The organism is Grimontia sp. NTOU-MAR1, assembly GCF_035758505.1.
Classification (GTDB): Bacteria; Pseudomonadota; Gammaproteobacteria; order Enterobacterales; family Vibrionaceae; genus Enterovibrio; species Enterovibrio marinus.
Window position 1 is genome coordinate 285,548 of record NZ_CP142109.1, and the last position, 15,472, is coordinate 301,019.

At 46.5% G+C, this 15,472-nt stretch carries 15 protein-coding genes; 4 read left to right on the forward strand and 11 right to left on the reverse strand.

The features are described 5' to 3' along the window. Nucleotides 1-38: 38 nt before the first annotated feature. The 11 genes from VP504_RS19235 to mak all read right to left on the reverse strand — a co-directional run bounded on the left by VP504_RS19235 (nt 39) and on the right by mak (nt 12,555). On the reverse strand, nt 39-968 hold the full coding sequence (locus tag VP504_RS19235; RefSeq protein ID WP_325895013.1) for an aminoimidazole riboside kinase: 930 nt from the start codon (nt 966-968) through the stop codon (nt 39-41). Between the two features lie 165 nt (nt 969-1,133). Then, on the reverse strand, nt 1,134-1,634 hold the full coding sequence (locus VP504_RS19240) for an NfeD family protein (protein ID WP_325895014.1): 501 nt from the start codon (nt 1,632-1,634) through the stop codon (nt 1,134-1,136). A 3-nt stretch (nt 1,635-1,637) separates the two neighbouring features. Continuing rightward, nucleotides 1,638-2,582, reverse strand: coding sequence for an SPFH domain-containing protein (locus VP504_RS19245; RefSeq protein WP_325895015.1), 945 nt, complete (start codon nt 2,580-2,582; stop codon nt 1,638-1,640). A gap of 120 nt (nt 2,583-2,702) precedes the next feature. Then, nucleotides 2,703-3,656 (reverse strand): hypothetical protein, encoded by a 954-nt coding sequence (locus VP504_RS19250; RefSeq protein WP_325895016.1) that lies wholly within the window; start codon nt 3,654-3,656, stop codon nt 2,703-2,705. A 75-nt stretch (nt 3,657-3,731) separates the two neighbouring features. Further along, nucleotides 3,732-5,498, reverse strand: coding sequence for a chemotaxis protein CheA (locus VP504_RS19255; RefSeq protein WP_325895017.1), 1,767 nt, complete (start codon nt 5,496-5,498; stop codon nt 3,732-3,734). Beyond that, nucleotides 5,495-7,054: a chemotaxis protein CheB gene (locus VP504_RS19260; RefSeq protein WP_325895018.1), complete on the reverse strand. Its 1,560-nt coding sequence runs from the start codon at nt 7,052-7,054 to the stop codon at nt 5,495-5,497. Before VP504_RS19260 ends, VP504_RS19255 begins: the two co-directional genes overlap by 4 nt. Then, entirely contained in the window at nt 7,047-7,958 is a 912-nt protein-coding gene (locus VP504_RS19265; RefSeq protein WP_325895019.1) for a CheR family methyltransferase, read from the reverse strand. The genes VP504_RS19260 and VP504_RS19265 overlap by 8 nt, the downstream gene beginning before the upstream one ends. 15 nt (nt 7,959-7,973) lie before the next feature. Next, complete coding sequence (locus VP504_RS19270; RefSeq protein WP_325895020.1) at nt 7,974-10,091, reverse strand: CHASE3 domain-containing protein; 2,118 nt, start codon at nt 10,089-10,091, stop codon at nt 7,974-7,976. A 15-nt stretch (nt 10,092-10,106) separates the two neighbouring features. Beyond that, complete coding sequence (locus VP504_RS19275; RefSeq protein WP_084387675.1) at nt 10,107-10,688, reverse strand: chemotaxis protein CheW; 582 nt, start codon at nt 10,686-10,688, stop codon at nt 10,107-10,109. A gap of 254 nt (nt 10,689-10,942) precedes the next feature. Beyond that, nucleotides 10,943-11,497 carry a response regulator transcription factor gene (locus VP504_RS19280; RefSeq protein ID WP_325895021.1) on the reverse strand — a complete coding sequence of 185 codons (555 nt, stop codon included), beginning with the start codon at nt 11,495-11,497 and terminating at the stop codon, nt 10,943-10,945. Between the two features lie 158 nt (nt 11,498-11,655). Next, on the reverse strand, nt 11,656-12,555 hold the full coding sequence (mak, locus tag VP504_RS19285) for a fructokinase (protein WP_325895022.1): 900 nt from the start codon (nt 12,553-12,555) through the stop codon (nt 11,656-11,658). Between the two features lie 553 nt (nt 12,556-13,108). Between mak and cspE the strand changes: the two genes are divergently transcribed. The 4 genes from cspE (at nt 13,109) to VP504_RS19305 (ending at nt 15,421) form a co-directional block, all read left to right on the forward strand. After that, nucleotides 13,109-13,315, forward strand: a complete 207-nt coding sequence (cspE, locus tag VP504_RS19290; protein WP_062707344.1) for a transcription antiterminator/RNA stability regulator CspE — start codon at nt 13,109-13,111, stop codon at nt 13,313-13,315. A 192-nt stretch (nt 13,316-13,507) separates the two neighbouring features. Next, a complete protein-coding gene (locus VP504_RS19295; protein ID WP_325895023.1) occupies nt 13,508-14,419 on the forward strand; it encodes an AraC family transcriptional regulator in 912 nt (303 codons plus the stop codon). Next, entirely contained in the window at nt 14,382-15,119 is a 738-nt protein-coding gene (locus VP504_RS19300; protein ID WP_325895024.1) for an AzlC family ABC transporter permease, read from the forward strand. Before VP504_RS19295 ends, VP504_RS19300 begins: the two co-directional genes overlap by 38 nt. After that, nucleotides 15,116-15,421, forward strand: coding sequence for an AzlD domain-containing protein (locus VP504_RS19305; RefSeq protein WP_325895025.1), 306 nt, complete (start codon nt 15,116-15,118; stop codon nt 15,419-15,421). Before VP504_RS19300 ends, VP504_RS19305 begins: the two co-directional genes overlap by 4 nt. The last annotated feature ends 51 nt before the right edge of the window (nt 15,422-15,472 follow it).

Below are 15,472 nucleotides of genomic sequence, written 5' to 3' on the forward strand. Positions count from 1 at the left end.
AAGCTGCTACTTCCAGAGTCGAAGCTACAAAAACTTGATTAACTATCGATGAAAGCATTGAGGCTTGCCAGATCTGGCAGTGCCGTCATCGCCCCTTTTTGTGTGGTCGCCAAGGCCCCACAGGCATTTGCCCAGACTACTGCTCCTTTTGCCTTTTCAGTATGTTTCCAGCTATCACCGGAAAGGCGAGAGAAATATCCTAGTAAGCCACCCACAAATGCATCTCCAGCACCAGTGGTGTCTACCGGGCTCACCACTTTACCTGTAATAAGCGACTGAATACCGTCCATCACAAGCCAAGCACCTTCTTTACCTTGGGTGATCAAAATCATCGGTATGCCAAGTGCTTTTACTTCTTGCAGGGCTTCTTCGAGTTCATTTTTCTGGGTTAGAAATAATAATTCATCATCTGAAAATTTCACGACATCTGCCATTGCAACGGCTCGCATCACAACAGGAATAATCTCAGATTGCTCTTGCCAGACTTCATCGCGAAGGTTGGGGTCAAAACTGACAAATCCACCAGCGGCCTTGATGCGCTCCATCGCTTCAAACGTAGTGGCACGCGTCGGTTCATTAGCTAATGCGATGGAGCAAGTGTGTAACCAGTCGCCTGAGGCGAAGCAAGGAATATCTTCTGGCTGCATAAACTGATCAGCACTGGGTTTGACCATAAAGGTGAAACTACGCTCGCCGCTGTCATCCAGATCGACCACCACAGTTGAAGTGCGTTTTTCTTCATCCAGAACCAGATGTTGGATGTCTACCGTTTCATTTTTCAGCGTTTTCGCCAGAAATCGACCAAACGGATCGTTTCCTACACGGCCAAAGAATCCCACTTCACCATCCAGCCTTGCCACCGCTACTGCCACATTCGCAGGTGCACCACCTGGGCATTTCAGGTAAGTCATCTCTGTATCAGGGATCAAGTCTACAACCGCATCCCCCGTTAACCACACTTTGCTCATCAACTCTCTTCCCTGTCAAAATCCACTACGGTCAGCATAGGCCGCGAGTTTTGACTATACCCAAGCAACACAACGCAAGTTGCTTTGTTTGTTAGACTTTCCCTCCCCACAACAAAAAAGGAAGCCTCACGGCTTCCTATCGATTAAATCAAATCGTCAATGTCATCAGGACCCACTCTCCAGAGCTTCCACTGGTTCAACCATAAACTTACCAACATCGACAGCAATAACTCTCACGGAGCCGCCAGCAGGGACGATTTCATTGCGGTGTATTGACCCCAAAACCAGCTTCCAACTTACGCCTGAATATTTTACCGTCACGGGATGATCTGCATCCAACGGTTCCTCAAGCTCGAACACAAGTCCGATAAAATCGCTGTGAATATTGTACTCAGGGCGAGGGCTTTTTTGAGAACGTTTGAGTGGACGCCACAGAATGGCTGTCAGCACACCTGCGCCAATACCCGAACCGGCGATGACCGACGTTAGAGTCTCTGGAAAAATGCCGACCCATACCAAGCTACCAGTGATAATCGCAGAGACGCCAAGCGCAAGTAGGACAATAGTGGAAAGCCCTAACAGCCAGACTTCAATGATTAGCAGAACCAAACCGATAATTATCGTCGATTCAGCCAGATTGGTTTGTAGGTACGACATTAAATCCATCTCTTACTTCCCAGTATTCAGCTTGTTAATAATGCTCATTGATTCAGCCACCAGCGATGCAGCACTGGATTGGCTATCAGGCAGCAAGACTACTGAAGATTCCTTCGCAATTGCCTTCTTCGCTTCAATCGCTTTGTCTGCAAGGTCAAGCTGAATGGCTTTCTGGCCTTCTTGAGTAGCGGCAGTGCGGCCAACCACTTCCAGCGCTTCCGCCTGTGCTTGTGCAACGGCAAGAATCGCCTGGGCCTCACCTTCCGCTTTCAAGATTTGCTCAGACTTTTCTGCTTCCGCGGCCAGTACACGTGCCTGCTTTTGACCTTCAGCCACATTAATGTCAGCTTGACGAGCACCTTCTGATTCCAGAATAGCAGCACGCTTTTCACGTTCTGCTTTCATTTGACGTTCCATCGCGTCCAATACTGAACGAGGTGGATCGATATCTTTAATTTCGTAACGCAGTACCTGCACGCCCCAAGGCTGTGCCGCTTCGTTGATAGCCGACACGATAGCCGTATTGAGGCTTTCACGTTCTTCGAAGGTTTTGTCAAGTTCCATACGGCCAATTTCAGAACGCATGGAAGTTTGTGCCAGTTGGGTGACAGAGAAGATATAGTCATCCACGCCGTAGCAGGCTTTCACAGGGTCGAGCACCTTGATATACAACACGCCATCTACAACCAATGAGATGTTGTCGCGAGTGATCGCTGATTGCGAAGGGACATCAAACGCTTGCTCTTTCAGTGTTCTTACATACGCCACACGGTCAATAAACGGTACCAGCACATTCAGGCCCGCTTCCATGGTTTTGTTGTATTTACCGAAGCGCTCGATCACATAGGCTGTATTCTGTGGAACGAATTTGACTGCTGATCGCAGCGCGATAACCACCAAAACCGCAAGAATGACCCAAGTATTGATGAGTGAAGGTAAGATCTCCAGAAAGTCCATTTTTACCACCCCAACTGTTTGAAATTTCACCCATCATATCGAATAGGGTAAGACAACTGTGCATCAATATATGGAAATTGGGACGGGGAGAGAAATTTATTGAGTCAACACGTCCTTGGCTCAGAACATATCTCTAACTTCTTCAATATCTACTTTGTAGCCCCGGCCTTGAAGCTCTTTGTTTAGCTTATGGATATCCACCAACACTTTGAGATATTTCGTTTTCTTATCCTCTTTTTCCCAGAAGCCCTGCTCCGATTCAACCACAACCAGCTCATTCCTTAACTGGCTCAATACATCCAGCACATTGAGGTTTACCGCTGCCAAGGCTGAGAAGTCTGAACTCTCAAGCTTGTGCAGGAAGCACTTATAGAACGCCAGCAAATCCTCTGATTCGTGGATCAGATTTTCGGTTAGTACTGCACCAATCCCTCTCGCCGTTCCTTTGAGCGAGTGATACTCTGTAAAAAACTTGTCCAACAACTCTTCGGGCGAATCCTCGCTTTTGTCGCTCCCCAGTTTTTCAATCGCAAGAATCATCAATTCCAGTGCTATCTCTTTTTCCTCGGAGAACAGGTCAAGATATTCAGACGTATTTCCCTCTGACGCCGTTGAAAAGTCAGGCTCATAGTTGACTTCTGGCATACCTTTGCCAGCAGAATCTTCAGATAGATCCAAAATGACGTTTTCGGAAAAGAGCGCAAAGTCATTGTTGTTTTCAGAACGGTAAGCGTGATAGTGCTTGATAACAGATAATAGAACGGGTGGGTCGATGAGCTCTCGTTCAACTAAAAGTTGTCCCAGCGTCCCCCTGCGCTGTTCAACCTCTTTATTGATGATGTCGATAAACTCGCTTTTCCAGATACTTAGTTGTAGACAAGCGGTTCTAAAATCCAAGTTTTCATCACTCTGAAGTGTAACAATCGCCAGAAGTTGCTCAGGAGAAATAACACCTTTCTCGTACAGGATTTCCACGCTATGCGGCGTTTTCCTCACCAGCTCAACCATTGCATCAGCAAGATCTGAGGCTGAAATCAATCCCTCTTCCAGCAAAAAGCTTCCGAGAGTCTTCATCTGTCACCCCAATCATGAAATTGTATCCGTCTTAAGTATAAGATTAGCATCTGCAATTCGGGCGACAGGTCCCGATTATTCGTAACGCACAAAACGCAGCACTCTCTTCAGATTGATCACCAACGCCAAATCACCATTTCCCAGCAAAGTTGCGCCAGAGAATATGTTTCCATGGTTCATGCTTTTATCTAATGGCTTAATAACGATATCCAGAAATGCCCTGACCTCATCAACTACCAACCCCCAGTATTGTCCCCTATCTTTGAAGGTCACTACGCTTAACGACTTCCCTTGTTCATACAGAGACTGAAAACTCTCCCCGTTTACCAGTTCACCAAGGTAGTCTCTAGCTTCAATCAAGGGCGTGACTTTGCCTTTTCTCAGCATGGTTGCAGAGCCGCTTTCAAACCGAATGGAGATTTCGTCGTCAATACGGCTGACGCCTACAATGCCTGAGATTTCTGAGGAAGGAATGGCATAATTAAGACCACCAACCTGGAACAGGGCGACTCTCAGCGTTGCCATTGTGAGCGGGAACATCAGCGAAATCTCAGTACCCACACCGATTTTCGAATAGATATCGACCGTGCCTTTTATCTCTTCCACCTTTCGCTTCACGGCATCCATTCCCACTCCACGGCCTGACACTGAACTCACTTGCTCCGAGGTAGAAAGCCCAGAATAGAAAATCAACTCCATGATTTCCTTATCCGACATTCTCGCCGCCTGCTCTGACGAAATCACACCGGTATTAATGGCTTTGTTCAACACTTTTTCGGTATCAATGCCCTTGCCATCGTCTTCAATGTTAATCACCACTTTCCCCGACTCGTTATAAGCATGAATCAGCAGACGACCAATCAAAGGTTTTCCCACCCCATTGCGCTCATCTGGCATTTCAAAGCCGTGGTCTATTGCATTTCTGACAAGGTGTGTCAGTGGCTCATTGATGGCATCCAGGACATTATTATCGAGTTCGATATTTTCACCAATGATGTCGACATCGACTTTTTTGCCCAACTCATTAGAAAGATCCCGCACCATTCTTCGATACTTGCTCAGCAAGTTGCCCATTGGGCGCATTCGGGTTTTCAGCAAGTCGCCCAGCATATTGTCGGAAATAGTCATCAGCTTGTTAGAAAGCTCAGTTAAGCGCTGATTCTCTTCCTGTTCAGCGAGATCAACCATCATATTGCGGATCTGAACCAGCTCTTCAGTGTGGCTCATGAGCTTTTCAAGCAATTGCGATTTCACACGTGTGGTCTGCTCAAAGTTCGACTGAACCGAAGAGGTTTGTGGCGTTTTAGTTTTAGACAAGAACTTTCGGCCAGACACCAATTTAGGTGAGTTTTCCTGGCCTTCATGTTCCACCAATGAACACAGGTACGCCAGCTCATCAGCTACATCACCATCGAAAGCAAAAGTGTCTTCACAAAAACGAATATCAAACGACTCTCTGTTGAGAAAACAGGTCGCCATACCTGCCAGAAAGGCTTCTTTGTGGTCACTGTATTCCTCGTTAGGCTGATCATTGATAAATGAGCGTAAGTCTTCTTGCACCTCTTCTATTGCACGCATCAATAACTCACGGCTTTGCTCGTCAGGTTCACTGCTTCCAGCAGCCAGATAATCAGTAAAGGCTTGAATATTAATTAACAAATCATCGACAGCACGATAAGAAGTCATGTCCTTTTCTTGATGATCTTCGTGGAAGGTGAGGAGGTCTCCGATTTCTTCATTCACCTTGGAAAGTGAAGACTTTTCCCCAAGTAAGGCTTGAATGTGACCGGCTTTCTCTGCCAGGGATTTTAAATGGGTGGTTTTGGATGTCTCCCTTTTCATCCTTCATCCCCATTTATTAGCAAACTCTTTGGTAAGTTTTTTGACTCTGTTTTTTGGAACGACTTCACCGCAAACTCAATCACATCTGCAATGCCAGATAAAGACACTGTTCTGCATACGGCCTCCAGCTCTTCAGCTGCCCGAGGCATACCATAAACAGTACAGCTCTCTTTATCCTGTGTAATGGTGAATGCCCCGTTGCGCTTGAGGCTAAGCAATCCTTTTGCGCCATCACGCCCCATGCCCGTCATTAAGACTGCTACCTTGTTAAGCTTCTTGAGCTTGAGAGCGGACTGAAACAGGTAATCAACTGATGGACGAAATCCATTCACCAAGGGATCCTCAGTGACCCTCACCACGACACGCTCATCCGGCAGTTGCATTAATCTGATATGCTTCCCCCCGGGCGCGACATACACATGCGAGCCTTCAAGAAGCACACCGTCTTTCGCTTCACATACGTTTAGTTCAGATGACTTGTTAAGCTTCTCCGCCAGTGAGTGAGAATAATCAGGGGGAATATGTTGGACAATGCAAACCGGCGGAAACGGCGAAGGCAAGTGCTTGACCACACAATCCAGCGCATCAATACCGCCTGTTGATGCGCCAAGAAGCACCACTGTATCAAAGGGGTCTGGGGCTTCATGTGCCTCCGCTAAACTGCCTCCCGCATTGAGGTTTTCAATCGAAGCTTTTGCTGCCAGTGCTGAGGCTAATACCTGATTCAACGTTGTAGGTGTCGTCACAAAATTATATCGGCCAACTACCTGATTGAGCTTGCGGTATTCTATGCCACTAAGCGAACGTGCGGCGCGAGAAACTAAAATGGTTGGAATGGTTTTATTACTCTTCGCACCTCCCAGCCAATCATTGCCACTGATATGATAGGGGTCCATCACTACCACATCAGGTGCGAGCTTTGCGGCTCGATCAAACAACACTTTTGCATCAGCAAAGTGTTCTACCCTGACATCATCGCTGCCACAAACTCTATCCGTCCACGAAGTGTCAAGGTGAGATCTCCCCAATGTCGTGTAGATCCTTCTTACACCCGAGGTCTTTGGGTGGCAATTTAGGGGGGGCGTATCATGCTCGGACACAAAGCGAAAATCTACGTCGCCAGTGAAGGGGTTAAAGCGGACTTGACGGCCTTCAACACCGCCTATTGATACCCCAAGGACTGGCAAACCGTAAAGCGCCAGAAGTTCAAAGGCGATGGAAATGTTCCTGACGCCAATTTGCTGCGACTGCAGGAAGTCACCGCCCTGCAACTGTGCACCACCAAGTACCCGAGCCGTTAGATTTTCCAGTCGAGAAGAGGTTTGCTTAAAACGACGCAGTAAGTTAGGAATTGCAAAACTGCCAAAGTCATTGGCATCACTACTTTGTGAGAAGTTATTCTGTGCGCTAGGCAGTCTATAATGGCACATACCTCCACTTTGATTTTCCCTGTCACAGATACAAACGGTGACACAAGTCCCTACCAGCGTCTGCATCCATGCATTTTTGCGAAAGAAAAAGCACAGATCGCCGGAACTCACCTGAATATCAGCCATCGCTCTTTCCTCTGTGAGTAACCTTTCTATATACCGAGGTACCCACTTGCTCGAGTCCAAGATCCAAATTGTTCAGCGTTTCTGTCAGCCCAACGAAAATCATCCCTCCATGTTGTAGTTGGCTCAACATAGAGCGAACCACTTTTTCTGCCGTGGAGGGTGGGAAATAAAACAGTACATTACGCAGAAAGATGTAATGAAACTGGATGCCAAATTTGTCAGAAAAATGAACAAGATTGTATTGTCGAAACTTAATTTGCTGGCGAAGTATATCCGCAACATGAAAAGTGTCATCCTGAGGGTCATCAGAGAACTTGGTATACCGGTGCCGAAACTGAATAGGAATCTCACTCAAACGCTCTTTTTCGTATCTGGCGCTCTCGCATATCGCGAGCCTCTGGGTATCAATATCGGTCGCGAGAATTTTAGCTTCAAACCCCGGGTTATCGTGTTGGAGTTCATCACATACCATGGCAATGGAATAAGGCTCTTCACCACTTGCACACGCGGCGGACCAGATGAAAATCGTGTCTGAACGGTGTCGGTCAATGATATCCTTTCTCATCAACTCAAAATGACAGGCTCCGCGAAAGAACTCGGTTTTATTGGTGGTGATGGCATTAGTAAATTCTGTTAACTCCCGTCCACTCATGTCGCTTTTCAGATAATCGGCATATTGTTTAAATGAGTGAATTTTCAGCGCGTAAAGGCGTTTTTTCAGCCTGCTTTCCAGCATGGTTCGTTTGTCGGAAGAAATACGGATACCCGCGTGGTGATAGATCAGATGGGTAAAGTGTCGAAATTCCCCAGAAGACAGCCGCACCATTGAGGTATCAAAGTTTTCGCTGCCTTCCGCAGCAGCATCAGCTTGGCTAGTGAAAAGACGATCGACTTTTTGCGCCACGACCCATCACCCCGTTCAAAGCCGGTTCCAGGCGCTGTTGTTGTCCCCTTCCATCGTTACTTCATCACTTTGTGCATTCGCTTTCTGCACATGATTATTTCGTTGAAAGTCATGTTCATTGTTCTCCTCCCAATTCAGAGGCTTCTCTACTTTATTTTCTTCCTTGGCTTCCGCTTCATGACCACACAGAAAGGTGCTCATGTGCAAGACCAGCTTATTGAGATCTTCAGCCTGTCTGGTCAACTCTGAACTGGAGTTAGAAGCCTGATCAGCAATGGATGCCGCGTGCTGTGTCGCTCTGTTGATAGACTCAACCGCATTGCTGATTTCTTGTATGCCCCTTGCTTGCTCATTCGAAGCTTCAAAAATGTTGGTCGCACCTTCCACCATCGACTGCGCCTGCTGGCGGGTTTCTGACACAATGCCTCCCCCATTTTCTACCCGTATGGTGTTTTCCTTCGCGATTGTTTCGGCTTCGTTGATACTTTGCTTCACAATGGCAGAAATGTCTGTTGCTGCTTTCCCGCTCATTTGAGCCAAATTCCCAACTTCCTGCGCCACAACAGCAAATCCTCTGCCATGCTCTCCCGCCCTTTCCGCTTCGACTGAGGCATTGAATGAAAGCAGTTTGGTTTGGAATACAATCTCGTCGATGATTTCGGTCTTTGCCCCAATTTCCGCAATGATCTTAACCAGCTCTGTAATTTTATGATTTGATTCAGAAATCTGGCACATAGCTTCGTCCAAGTCTGTCATTCTATCCCCAACTTCTTTGGACAGATCCCGGGAGTGTTCGGCGGATTGAACGTTATTTTGGACCATGCTGGAGATCTCTTCCGCACTCGCAGATGTTTCCTCCACTGAGCTGGCTTGTCGATTAGAAATTTGGGAAAGGTTCTGAGAAACATCCTCAATGTTGGCGGCGATCATTGCTACTCTGGACGCCCCCGTATTCATGCGTCGCACCACTTCATTGAATGAAACGCGTAAATCCCCCAATTCCTTCGAACTGAACACCGTCAGCCCTTTAAAAATATCTTGGAATGGGCGCATGATGGCCACACTCAAGAAGTTAGCAACAAGCACTGATGCAATAACGGCTAACACCATGCCAGCGGTAATGGTGATGTAGGTACTGCTGACACTTTCGTGTGCAGCCTTTGTTCGCGCTGCCATCAGGGTGTCTTCCCGCTCGATAAAAGTCCTCATTTGGCTTCTAAATTTATCGAAGTGCTGCTTCCCGCGTTCCTGAGCCACCAGATCAGAAATATCATCCATGGTTTTGGCATCACCTATCTCACGTCTTAACGTAATATAGTTTTCAGCCACATTCCCACGCCAGTCACCCAAAACATCTTCTATGTTTTCCAGCACTGACACTTGAATGGGGTTGTCCCTGACTTCCAGCTTAAGCCCTGTAAGTAATCGGCTTATTTGGTTGCTCCCTTGAGCATAAGGTTCCAAAAAAGCCTCTTGCCCTGTTAGTAAGAAGCCTCTCATCCCTGTCTCCATATCCAATACTGCGATTTTAATCAGCAGAGCTTTTTGGGCTATGTCGCTAAAGCCCTCTCTATCTTCGTAGGATTGGGAAGCGGGGAAGTTATCGTTCGATATCGAGCGTTGTTGGGCAATAAAGGTATCTAGCAAACCTCTCGCTTTGTCGATGTACGCTTTTCCTTTGGCTTCTCCCACAGTCACGCTCATGTCGTTCATGGTTTTAGCATTACCTATAGAGCGTCTCAGCGAAATCATGTCCTCGGTAACATTGCGTTGCCAGTCTGCAATCGTAACTTCAACGTCTTGAAGTAAAGAAACCTGTCGGGGGTTGTCGCTGACTTTTTGTTTCAGGTCCTCAACGATGCTCTCAAACTCTCGCTTTCCCTCATCATAAGGCTCAAGGAACTGTTCTTTGCCTGCCAACAGATAACCCCTCATCCCGGTTTCCATATTGATGGCGGCAGCAATCAAATTCTGCGCTTTGTTGATAACTTCGTGGGTATGCTCCACCCACCTTTCAGTAGCGCTCAGATTTTTCATGCTATTGAGACTTAGCAACCCAAGCGCAATGAGAAACAAAAGCACTACACCATTACCCAGAAAAATTTTTGCTCGTAAAGACAGTTTTTCAAGCATGGCTAACATCCTCGGCTAAATATCAAAATTCGTGTTGCCAGTTGTCGGCTGCACAGAAACGTGCGTGCTAATCAAATCTAATTCCTCTGGCTCAAGCACGTTGAGAATGTCCAGCAATAACACCAGACTGCTATCCTCGGCCTTCGCCACGCCATAGATGTACTCTCGCTTTATACTGCTGGATATTTGAATTTTGGTTTCGATTTGCTCATCCGTGAAGCCTATGACCTCATTCACGTCATCCACGATGGTGCCGACAGTCAGTGAATTGACGTCGCTGATAATGATGGAGGTCTTCTTGGGCTCATAGGCTTTTTCTTCGAACCCGAGTTTCAGCCTGAGGTCGATAACGGAAATGATTTTCCCACGAAGGTTGATAAGGCCTTTAAAAAAGCTCGGCATATGAGGGATGGGCGTCACCTTCACCATACCAATCACCTCTTTCACGGAAGACAGAGGAATTCCATACTGCTCTTCAGCCAGAGAAAAGATGAGTTTCTTCTGCTTTAACCTCGTTCCGCGATGATGACCGACTTGTCTATCTCCCGAATTCAGGACAGCGCTTTTTTCCAAGTATCGCTCAGCTGCATTATCCATGGCTAGCCCTTCAAGCTACAGGCTTACAAAACAACGGATTAGACAAACCCGCCCATAGAGCAACCTCATGTTTCAATTTTGAGAAAGTATTGAGGCTTTGATTTAACAGTAGGCCAGCTTGTCCCAATGTCAAAGCTATCAATAAGCATCTGTAATCTTGGCAATAGGCCAATAACAACATGAAATAGTAGGGAAATTAGAAGGAAGGTTGATGTGATTATCTACCCGAACGAGCAGATAATCACACATCTGACTTACACGATACCGATATTAATAAAGGATTCTGTCTTGTTCAGTTCATCAAACAACCCATGCATTTTTCTTTTTGTAATAGGTTTGCGCATGTAGCCCGAGGCACCGTAATACTCTACAACCTGTACAGGATCTAATCTCAACTTTTCACAACCAATCAGAATAGAGTTAATTTTGCCTTCCACCACTTCATCGTCAATGACGCGGTGCGCAATCTTATCGAGCAACGCCAGCTTTTCTTCCGTGTCAGCATCCACTTTTATCTTTTCTGCCCGAGAGATTGAGACAAAGCTTTCATTGGAAATGACCACGATATTTTTGATATTACAGTTTGCCTTCAAATAGACTAGCGCTGACAAACCATCCATGTTAGGCATCCTCAAGTCAGTCAAAACCAAATCGACAGAAGGATTTCGCTCTACCAAAGAAATAAGCTCTCTACCATCTTTGGCCTGCCCAAGGATTTCTAATGGCCCAAAGTCTTCATTCAATGCATTCAAAGACTCCAAAATGCTGTCGCGCATGTCTGCCATATCGTCTGCAAAAATGATCTTCATACGTCCCCTTACAATGCCATCAAACACTAAAAGTATTAGAAATGAGAATCACTTTGTAACTATAGAGGCATTCGTTGAGGTTGGCGTGAAGAAGAAAAATTGAGGAAAAGAAGAAAGCTGGGGTATGGTGGAAGATACCACCATACCACAATGAATCATTACCAGAGCCAGGCTGCCCCGCGTACGCCGCTCGAATCGCCATATTTAGCTTTCACAATTGGTGTGTCACACTCGCCACCCATGACCCATCTTTTCATCAATGCTGGAACATTTTTGTAAATACGTTCAACATTGGACATCCCGCCGCCAAGTACAATCACATCGGGGTCTAGAGTATTAACAACCGATGCCAATGCGCGGGCTAAACGGTCTTCATAGCGTTGGATGCAAGCTTCAGCGTCTTTATCGCCTCTCTCTACACGGTCCATGATATCTGGCCCTCGCAGTGTTTCACCATGCGTCAACTCGAAATCTTTCCAGAAGCCAGTGCCGGAAATAAATACCTCAAGACAACTTGGTCTGCCACAATAGCAGTGAATGTGCTCGGCATGGTGGCGATCCTGTTCGATCTGCCAAGGCAGTGGGTTGTGGCCCCATTCGCCCGAAACACCATTACCACCTGCATGGACTTTACCGCCAATCGAGATCCCTCCACCACAACCCGTGCCAATGATCACCCCAAATACTAGGTGCTTGCCTGCCCCTGAACCGTCGACGGCTTCAGAGACCGCGAAGCAGTTTGCATCATTTGCAATACGAACTTCACGGCCAAGTAAGGTGCTAAGGTCTTTATCAAGTGGCTGACCATTGAGCCAGACTGAATTGGCATTCTTTACTTTCCCTGTCACCGGAGAAAGTGTACCTGGGATCCCCATACCGACGGTGCATTTTTCGCCAACGGCGGTCTCCGCACGATCTACTAGCCCTTTTATCGCGTCCAACGTCCCCTGATAGTCATGCTGTGGCGTGGGAACACGCTCAACAAAAAGCTGTTCACCGTCATTGTTTAAAACAACGGCTTCAATTTTTGTGCCGCCCAGATCAATCCCAATTTTCACTAATAATCCTCCCGAACTTTCGATTCTTTAGTGATGATTTTATTTTTTTCCATTAATTCAAACAGTGACAGGATCGAAACATCACAACTGGATGCCTCAGTAGGATAGGTGGTTTTTAATCGCTATTTTGAAAGCAGTGTGACAATTTTGCTTCAACTTGCTATCTAACGTTATGATTCTTAGAACAAATACACTTCCCCTTTCGAAAATCGAGAGATGTCTCACTTTCTTTTCTCAGAATTCCGACTATTTTTACGTTGTGCTTATTTTCGCCAACTTTCAGCGTAATTTGCGAAGAAGTAGTGGACCTAATGCACAAGGTGACGCAGAAGAGCCATAAATTAACTATACAATTGGCACCTCTGTGGTACTATCGTTCGGCCTGGTTAATAGAGCTCTTTATGCTGCAATTGAAAACTTCGTTACACCCTACCTTCGCAAAAGTAAGTTGTCCTGAAGATGTTCGCTACATTTGCCACCATAAGTGATTCGTTAATAGGTCTTAATGCGCGTGTGCGCAATGATACAAATAGAAATACATTCAGGAGACAACATGTCTAAATCTACCGGTACCGTGAAGTGGTTTAACGAAGAAAAAGGTTTTGGTTTCATTCAGCAAGAAAATGGCCCAGACGTTTTCGTTCACTTCCGTGCTATCACTGGCGAAGGTTTCAAAACTCTGGCTGAAGGCCAAAAAGTGGCGTTTGAGATCGAGCAAGGTCAAAAAGGCCCACAAGCTGCAAACGTAGAAAAAATCTAATTTTTTCTTCTCGCAGAGAATTTGAAAGGACGCCCCATGGCGTCCTTTTTCTTTTCCCAATTCCACTTATCCGTTCTTTTTGCATCGCACCCACCATCACTATCGCAATTTTGTACAAATTTTTATCGTCGTCCTTGGGTATACTCGTAAGACTTAGAACGCCAGCCCCTTATGGGTAGAGCAAGGAGTGTAATGGAACACGCGAAATTTGATTCTTCACCTCTGTTAGGCGGCTTGGAAGTATTGGAAGCCTCTTACGAAAAACAATCTTTTTCCCGCCATACCCATGAGGGCTATACCGTCGGTGTCATTCGCAAAGGCGCACAGCGTTTCTGGCGAACCGGTGGTTATCATATCGCGCCAGCCAGTAGCATTATTCTTGTCAACGCAGATCAGGTACATGATGGGCATTCCGCTACCGAAGGAGGCTGGACTTACGAAGCTATGTATCCCACCGAGGCGCAATTCGAGGCCATTTCTAAAGATCTTGGGCTAGCATCCAAAGTGCCATATTTCCCTTTTGCGGTTGAAGAAGACCCCAAGCTGTCCAATCAACTTTTAATGCTCTTCTCTCTGCTGCGCAGCAATGAAGATCCGCTGCTTACTGAAACCTTCACCCATCATGTCCTGCTTTCATTGACGTGTCGGTTTAACAAGCGCCCCCAATTGCCAGAGGACATCATCAAGATTGGTCCCAAAATGGATTTAGTACGGGAATATCTACATCAAAACGCAACGGAAACAGTCAGTTTGGACACCTTAAGTCAGCTTTCTGGGGTCAGCCCATATCATTTGGTTAGACAGTTCAAAGCCCGTTATGGTTTGCCACCTCACGCCTACCAGATACAGCAACGTGTCCGTCGCGCGCAACATATGATGAAAAATGGGTTCGGCCTTGCCGACTGCGCAATCTCGTGTGGCTTCCACGACCAAAGCCATTTCCACCGACATTTTCGCCGTGCCATTGGCGTAACACCGAAGCAATACCAGAAAGCAATTTTGTGCAATTCTTCGATACGTGTGGCTGATAAAACTGAAAGCATTCTCCCGCATTCGAAGGATAAGCATGAACAAAGACAACCCCTCATTACTCATGAAGAATAAAGTTTGGCTCAATGCCTGCGCTGACATGTTGCCGCTCAGCGTGGCAGTGATCCCTTGGGGCGTGCTTTGCGGCTCGCTAGGAGTCCAAATGGGCCTAACACCTTTACAGGCGCAAGCTATGTCACTTTTTGTGTTTGCAGGAGCAGCACAACTTTCAGGTGTGACCATGATGGGCGTGGGTGTGCCAGTAAGCACACTGTTTGGTACCACTTTTGTCATCAGTGCCCGTCATCTGCTCTATTCTGTGAACTTTCGTCAGTACATTCGACAATTACCCCTTAAGTGGAGAATCACTCTTGGCTTTCTGCTGACTGATGAGATGTATGCACTCTGTGCTGCCAATATTGAGAGAACGGGAGAATTCGACAAGCACTACGCCCTGTTCAGTGGTGCATTTTTCTACTTCTGCTGGAACCTTGCCACTCTCTTGGGTGTGCTTGGCGGCACGCAGTTTGAGAACATTGAAGAACTAGGACTGGAATTTGCCATCGCCGCGACATTCCTCGCCTTAGTCATACCGACAATTAAAGACATTCCGGTCCTAGTCTGTGTGTTGGTCTCATTCGCAGTAATGACAATATTGACACTAGCAGGCTATGACAATGCACTGATTGCTGCCGCTATCACTGGTATGATCGCTGGGTTTGTGTATGAAAGTGTTATGCCTATACACACCAAGAGGGAGGGGAAGAGAAAATGAATACTTGGCTTATTATTATCGGCATGGCAGGCATTACTTTTTCGGTGCGTTACTTCTTTCTCGCTCAGAGCATCCCATTTCGCGTAACCCCAGCGATGCAACGTATCCTGAAATACTCGGCACCAGCAGTGCTAACGGCATTAACCGTACCTATCCTACTTTTTCCTCAAGGAAGCATCGACATATCATTGCACAATCCATTCCTGTTGGCAGGTGGATTTGTATGCGCACTTAGTCTGTTGCGCCTTAGCACCCTGAAAACGGTCATAATTTCAATGATTTTTTTCTGGTTAATCCGCTAACGGGATCTGTATCAGAATTAGTAATCTCAATTATAAAACTAGCGTCTCTTT

Coding starts and splice junctions, on each gene's coding strand:
- VP504_RS19275 (WP_084387675.1), bottom strand. CDS start 10,688: ATGGATAATGCAGCTGAGCGATACTTGGAAAAAAGCGCTGTCCTGAAT.
- VP504_RS19255 (WP_325895017.1), bottom strand. CDS start 5,498: ATGAAAAGGGAGACATCCAAAACCACCCATTTAAAATCCCTGGCAGAG.
- VP504_RS19305 (WP_325895025.1), top strand. CDS start 15,116: ATGAATACTTGGCTTATTATTATCGGCATGGCAGGCATTACTTTTTCG.
- VP504_RS19280 (WP_325895021.1), bottom strand. CDS start 11,497: ATGAAGATCATTTTTGCAGACGATATGGCAGACATGCGCGACAGCATT.
- VP504_RS19300 (WP_325895024.1), top strand. CDS start 14,382: ATGAACAAAGACAACCCCTCATTACTCATGAAGAATAAAGTTTGGCTC.
- VP504_RS19245 (WP_325895015.1), bottom strand. CDS start 2,582: ATGGACTTTCTGGAGATCTTACCTTCACTCATCAATACTTGGGTCATT.
- VP504_RS19250 (WP_325895016.1), bottom strand. CDS start 3,656: ATGAAGACTCTCGGAAGCTTTTTGCTGGAAGAGGGATTGATTTCAGCC.
- VP504_RS19240 (WP_325895014.1), bottom strand. CDS start 1,634: ATGGATTTAATGTCGTACCTACAAACCAATCTGGCTGAATCGACGATA.
- VP504_RS19295 (WP_325895023.1), top strand. CDS start 13,508: ATGGAACACGCGAAATTTGATTCTTCACCTCTGTTAGGCGGCTTGGAA.
- VP504_RS19235 (WP_325895013.1), bottom strand. CDS start 968: ATGAGCAAAGTGTGGTTAACGGGGGATGCGGTTGTAGACTTGATCCCT.
- VP504_RS19270 (WP_325895020.1), bottom strand. CDS start 10,091: ATGCTTGAAAAACTGTCTTTACGAGCAAAAATTTTTCTGGGTAATGGT.
- VP504_RS19260 (WP_325895018.1), bottom strand. CDS start 7,054: ATGGCTGATATTCAGGTGAGTTCCGGCGATCTGTGCTTTTTCTTTCGC.
- cspE (WP_062707344.1), top strand. CDS start 13,109: ATGTCTAAATCTACCGGTACCGTGAAGTGGTTTAACGAAGAAAAAGGT.